The following is a 6,131-nucleotide window of genomic DNA, read 5'->3' on the forward strand; positions in this document are numbered from 1 at the left end:
GCGATCCGCCGCACCTTCGGTTCGGCCGCTGCGATCCAGCGCTGCCAGATCCACAAGGCGCGCAACATCATGGAACGGCTGCCGAAAGAGCATCATGCGGCCACCCGCCGGGTGCTGCGCCAGGCCTGGGAGCTCGATGACGCCGACAAGGCTGAAAAATTGATCCGCAATCTCGCGCATCGCATCGACCAGCAATGGCCCGGCGTAGCGGCCAGCATCCTCGAAGGCCTCGACGCCCGGGATTTCTTCGGCGCGTACGCCGCGGACTTGGCTGAGCACCCGGAGGATCCAGGTCGGAAGGTCGCGCTGCTGGAACGAAGAAGTGACCTCTTCAGGTCTGCCGAGCACGTATTTCTGGAATAGCTGCGCCCGCTCGACCGGGGTGTCCGCGAGGATGATCGCCTTCCCGATCTCGTTGTAGCCGAGCCGTCCCGCGCGGCCGGCCATGTTCTTGTACTCGGCGATCGTGAAGGGGCGGCCGTCCTCGCCGACGAACTCGTTCTCCGCGAGAATGACCGTCGAGGCCGGGCTGTTGATGCCGGCGGCGAGCGTGGTGGTGGCGGCGAGCACGTGGATCTGCCCGTTCAAGGCGCGGTATCCACGCTCCACGGCTTCGCGTTGGGCGCGCAGCAGATTCGTATTGTGGAAAGCGGTGCCTCCTGCGAGGCAATTGCGCAAATCCTGCGACGCAGCCGTCAAATCCTGCGTCGGCAACGCGGAGAGGACGTCGGTAGCGGGCTGGAGACGCAGTTCCTTCGACAGATAGCGCGCACATCCTTGTGCCGGACCACGCGCGTTTCGGAAGACGATGATCTTCTCGCCTTTGGCGACCAACTGCCTGGCTAGAGGCACGATCACGTCCTGCGAACTTGGCTTGTCGCGGCGTTGGACGATGTGGCCGGGCGGGATCAAGATCTCGGTCTTCGTCGTGCCGTCGACATCGACGAACTGGAACGTGCCGCGCCGATCGAGCACGCCCTCGATCAGCGGAACGGGACGGTCGCGCGAGGTCAGCAACGGTAGATCGAGCCAGCGGTCGAAACTGTTGAGGTTGCCGATGACCGCGGACAGGACCACCAATTGGGGATCGATGCCTCGTTGTCGCGCGCGGAGCAGCAGTGCGAAGATCAGTTCGACGGTGATGCCGCGCGTGGGATCCGTGATGAACTGCCCTTCGTCCAGCACGACTAGACCGAGCTGGTTGAGCAGGCGCGGCGAGGAAAGCGCGATATTCAGGAAAAAGCTCGATGTCGACCAGATAAGATGTCTGCGCGACGAAGTCATCGACGTCCGCGAATCCTTCTTCCCGCAAGCGTGGACCGATCCGGTCGCGGGGCTCGACCGATCCAATGCTTTCGATCCCGGAAACGAAGTTGATGTAGGGGGCGTGCTTCTGCCCGGGGGGCGGGCCGCCCTGATAGGCATCGAGCCGGGCGCGGAAATCCCGCATGTCTTCACTCGAGGCGAATAGCACCAGCGTGCGGTCCGCGTCGCTTGATAGCACCGTGAGCCCCAGCCGCTCCCACTCTTCCTCAAGCAGGGCGCCCGTCATCTGCACGCGCAGGATTAGGGAGGGGTCGACAAATTCGGGCTTGCGGCGCCGCCTTTGCTCCTGCGTCGCGGCGTCGAGCTCGTCGCGCAGCTTGGCGGTGTGCTGGTCGCGATCGCGCGCCGGCGGTGGGCCGCCGCCGCCGTGCTTGCGGCGCTGGAATTGCTCCGGAAGCCGAACGAGTTGGAGGTGATCGTATCGGGCCACGGCGCGCCTAGCTCGGCGGCGCGAGGCGAGACTGTCCTGCCCGGCGGCGCGCCTCGTCTTCCAAGGCGTGATTGAAGTCGCGCGCCTGCACCTGCTTGCGGCGATCAATGATCATTGTCTTGACCGCCTTTTTGGTGCAGACGCGCTCGATCTCGGCATAGGAATAGCCCTCCAGAGCCGCCGCATGCTGCAGCGGATCGAAGGCGGTGGCGACGTTCTTGAATTTGAGCCGCAGGAATCGGCCGATCATTGCGCGATCCGGCTTGTCGAACCAGACGACCTCGTCGAAGCGCCGCCAGACCACTGGATCGAGTGATTGATCGAGGTTGGTCGCGGCGATCAGGAAACCTTTCGGCTGAATGTGGTCGATGAACAGCAGCAGGCTGTTGACGACCCGGCGCAGCTCATTGTGCTCGCTGCTGTCGTCGCGCGAGCGCGCCAGCGCGTCGAACTCGTCAAAGAACAGAACGCAGGGCTGCTTGCGGGCGAACTCAAAAATCTTGCGAACGTTGCCGGCCGTGTCGCCGAGGTAGGACGAGATCAGCCGATCGAGTTTGACGAGGAACAGCGGCAGTCCGAGTTCGGCTGCAAAAATCTCCGCGCACAGCGTCTTGCCGCATCCCGGCGGGCCGCAGAACAGGAGCTTGGAGCGAACTTTTAGCCCGTGCCGCCGGATGTCCTCGGCGCGGCGAAACTCTTTGACGAGGCCAAGCAGCACCCGAACGTTCGTCGCTCCGAGCACGATATCATTGCGCGTGTGCCGCGGTTCGATCCGCCCGATGAAGTCGGCGGCCGCTTCAGGGAACGGAAGCAGGGGCGCGAGCGCCTTCGGACCGCTTGGGCGGCTCGGGCCGGCCCCAAGGGTCTTGCGCAGGCTACGCGCCAGCACGCGATTGTTCTTCTTTTCCTCTTCGTCGATGATTTGCTCCGCCACAGCGCGGAACTCATCGTCCCGACCGTAGCTGGCGAGCAATGTTTTCATCAACTCCCCACGGGCCATGGCTGTGCTTTACTTTCTCCTGCTCCACGAATCATAACCGCAAATGCAGCGTTTCACGATGGGGTTACTACCCGATTTAAACAAGGCAAATGGCTGTCGGACGGTCCTTTCTAAAGAATCCCCCACGCCCGGTATCGTCCCCGCCCCGTTGCCTAGAGCTGGCCCGGCAAATTCGGACAGTAGCTTGAGTGGATTTTCTGCCTGACAGCGGCGAGGATTCTTGCCGCGAATCAGGAGCGAAGATGACGAAGAAGAGCCGCCGGACGCATTCTCCGGCATTCAAGGCGAAGGTTGCTTTGGCTGCGGTCAAAGGCGACAAGACGCTGGCGGAGCTGGCGCAACTGTTTGATGTTCATCCGAACCAGATCACGATCTGGAAAAACCAGCTCCTGGAGGGCGCCGCCGGCGTGTTTGGGCATGACAAGACATCGGCCGAGACGCCGGTCGATTTGAAGGCGTTACATGCCAAGATCGGCGAGCTGGCGTTGGAAAACGATTTTTTGTCCGGCGCGCTCACCAAGGCGGGCCTGCTGAGCGCAAAGCAATGATCGACCGCGGTCATGATCTTTCTATCGTGCGCCAGGCGAAGGTCCTGAAGCTGGCTCGCAGCACGGTCTACTATGAACCTCGGCCAGTTTCGGCCGAGGACCTTGCCTTGATGCGTCGGCTCGATGAGCTGCATCTCGATTATCCCTTCGCGGGAGCGCGTATGCTGCGATCGTTGCTGCGGCGGGAGGGCGTATACGCTGGTCGCCGCCACATCGCGACGCTGATGAAGCGCATGGGGATCGAGGCGGTCTATCGTCGCCCGAACACGAGCAAGCCGGCACCGGGTCACAAGATCTACCCGTACCTGTTGCGCAGATTGAAGATCGAGCGGCCCGACCATGCGTGGGCAATGGACATCACCTACATTCCGATGCGGCGTGGCTTCGTCTATCTCGCGGCGGTCGTCGATGTGTTCAGCCGACGGGTCCTGGCCCATCGATCACAATGGAGGCGGCCTTCTGCGTCGAAGCGGTCCAGGAGGCGTTGGCGAAACACGGCAGGCCCGAGATTTTCAACACGGACCAGGGCAGCCAGTTCACCAGCCTCGAGTTCACCGATGTGCTGCTGGACGCGAAGATCGCCATCAGCATGGACGGCAAGGGCGCCTGGCGCGAAAACGTGTTTGTCGAGCGGCTCTGGCGCACGGTCAAATACGAAGAAGTTTATCTCCGCGCCTACGACAGCGTGTCCGAGGCGCGAGCGTCAATTGCCAAGTATCTGGCCTTCTACAATCAGGGACGCCCTCACTCGAGCCTTGACGGGCGCACGCCCGACGAGGCTTACTTCGGCACGAAAGCTATGGTGATGGCCGCATGACCCTCGCCGACGATTTTGTCGTCGCTCTGGTCGGGCTACGCCCTCCCGACGCAACGACAAAATCGTAAAGCCCCGCGTTCAGCATAACCCGGCAGGAATCCACTTAAATCCAGCGGGGCGCTGTCCAAACAACCGGGGTGAACCGCCCCGGGTTTGCCGGAGGCTATTTGGTTAAGTTATGCCGCCATGGCCGGTTGTTCCAGCATGGCGTAGTAGCGTTGCTCGGCTTCGGCTGGCGGGATGTTGCCGATGGGCTCCAGGAGCCGTCGGTTGTTGAACCAGTCCACCCATTCCAGGGTCGCGAACTCGACGGCCTCGAAGCTGCGCCATGGCCCGCGCCGATGGATCACCTCGGCCTTGTAGAGGCCGTTGATGGTTTCGGCGAGAGCGTTGTCATAGGAATCTCCGACACTACCAACGGAAGGCTCGACGCCAGCTTCAGCCAAGCGCTCGGTGTACTTGATAGAGACGTATTGGGCGGATTCAAACGGTCGTCGCAACACTCGCACATTGGAGGTTGCGATGAGTATTGGAGGACGGAGATCGGCACGATCTGGACGAGCGCCAATGCCATCGCCGGGGCGGCCGCAAGTTGCGGGGCGTGATGAACAGAGCAGATTTTGGCGGGGGATTGCCGCGGGGCTAAGCAGTGAAGAAGCCGCGCTTGAAGCCGGAGTATCGCAGCCTGTCGGATACAGATTGTTCCGAAAGGCGGGCGGCATGCCACCAGCAATGTTCAGATCCTCGGCAAAGCCGCTCTCCGGGCGGTACCTGTCGTTTGCCGAGCGCGAGGAGATCGCACTTCTCAAGGTGCAGGGCCACTCCATGCAAGAAATCGGGCGCCGCCTCGCTCGGTCCGCCTCGACAATCTCCCGTGAACTGCGACGCAATGCAGCTACCAGAAGCGGCGGGTTGGAGCATCGTGCGACGACTGCCCAGTGGCATGCAGACCGATCGGCATGTCGGCCCAAACTGACCAAACTTGCGCTCAACAAAACCTTGCGCGCTTATGTGGAGGAGAGACTTGCCGGCGTCGTCGTGGCACCGAGCGGCGCTTCCCTTCCCGGTCCGGTCGTTCCGTGGAACGGTCGCCGGCATGGCCCGCGAAGAGATCGGCGATGGGCCAAGGCCTGGAGCCCGGAGCAGATTGCCCGACGCTTGCCGATCGACTTCCCGGACGACAACACGATGCGCATCAGCCACGAAGCCATCTATCAGGCTCTCTTCGTTCAAGGCCGGGGAACGCTACGCCGCGAACTGACGGCCTGCTTGCGAACGGGGCGCGTGCTAAGAGTGCCCAGAGCACGCGTAAAAAGGCGAGGCAAGGGCTTTGTCTCGCCGGAGGTCATGATCAGTCAACGTCCCGCCGAAGCAACCGATCGAGCAGTGCCGGGACACTGAGAGGGACCTCATCCTTGGTCTTGGCAGCTCAGCGATTGGTACGCTGGTCGAGCGTACAACCCGGTTCACGATGCTGCTGCATCTTCCCCGCCTCATGGGGCACGGCGAAGCTCCGCGCATTAAGAACGGGCCTGCGCTCGCGGGACACGGCGCTGAAGCCGTACGGGACGCGATTACTCGCACCATCATCACCTTGCCACAAGAACTGCGGCGTTCGCTGACCTGGGACCAAGGCGCCGAAATGGCCCAGCACGATCGTCTCAAGATCGATGCAGGCGTTCAGGTCTACTTCTGCGATCCGCAAAGTCCATGGCAGCGCGGAACTAACGAGAACACCAACGGGCTGCTGCGTCAGTACTTCCCGAAAGGCACTGACCTCAGCGTCCATAGCGTCCATGCATCACCGCCGTTGCTGCCGTCCTCAACGCCCGACCGAGAAAGACGCTGGGATGGAAAACGCCGGCGGAGGCGCTTGACGACTGGCTATCATGAGTGAACAAGATCGCTGTTGCGACGATCGTTTGAATCCGCCTTGGCTACCCCTATCGCTATGATGCACGAGCCCGCCGCGGTGGACCGGTCGGCGATCGTGCAGGGCCTGCTCCAGCG

The 6,131-nt window shown here is 62.4% G+C and carries 1 protein-coding gene and 5 pseudogenes; 3 read left to right on the plus strand and 3 right to left on the minus strand.

The features are described from left to right. Nucleotides 1–234, plus strand: a pseudogene (locus tag AC0L30_RS42100) (transposase); the annotation flags it as partial. A gap of 246 nt (nucleotides 235–480) precedes the next feature. On the opposite strand, the pseudogene AC0L30_RS42105 reads toward AC0L30_RS42100, so the two are convergent. Both AC0L30_RS42105 and AC0L30_RS42110 read right to left on the minus strand, forming a co-directional pair. After that, a pseudogene (locus tag AC0L30_RS42105) lies at nucleotides 481–1,425 on the minus strand (DEAD/DEAH box helicase); the annotation flags it as partial. A 338-nt stretch (nucleotides 1,426–1,763) separates the two neighbouring features. Beyond that, nucleotides 1,764–2,738, minus strand: coding sequence for an AAA family ATPase (locus tag AC0L30_RS42110; RefSeq protein WP_473406718.1), 975 nt, complete (start codon nucleotides 2,736–2,738; stop codon nucleotides 1,764–1,766). A gap of 260 nt (nucleotides 2,739–2,998) precedes the next feature. On the opposite strand from AC0L30_RS42110, the pseudogene AC0L30_RS42115 reads away from it, so the two are divergent. After that, nucleotides 2,999–4,121, plus strand: a pseudogene (locus tag AC0L30_RS42115) (IS3 family transposase). A gap of 176 nt (nucleotides 4,122–4,297) precedes the next feature. Here AC0L30_RS42115 and AC0L30_RS42120 read toward each other — a convergent pair. Then, nucleotides 4,298–4,600, minus strand: a pseudogene (locus AC0L30_RS42120) (integrase core domain-containing protein); the annotation flags it as partial. Between the two features lie 43 nt (nucleotides 4,601–4,643). On the opposite strand from AC0L30_RS42120, the pseudogene AC0L30_RS42125 reads away from it, so the two are divergent. Beyond that, nucleotides 4,644–6,014 (plus strand): annotated as a pseudogene (locus AC0L30_RS42125) (IS30 family transposase). The last annotated feature ends 117 nt before the right edge of the window (nucleotides 6,015–6,131 follow it).

This window comes from Bradyrhizobium sp. MI1.11 (genome assembly GCF_055811255.1).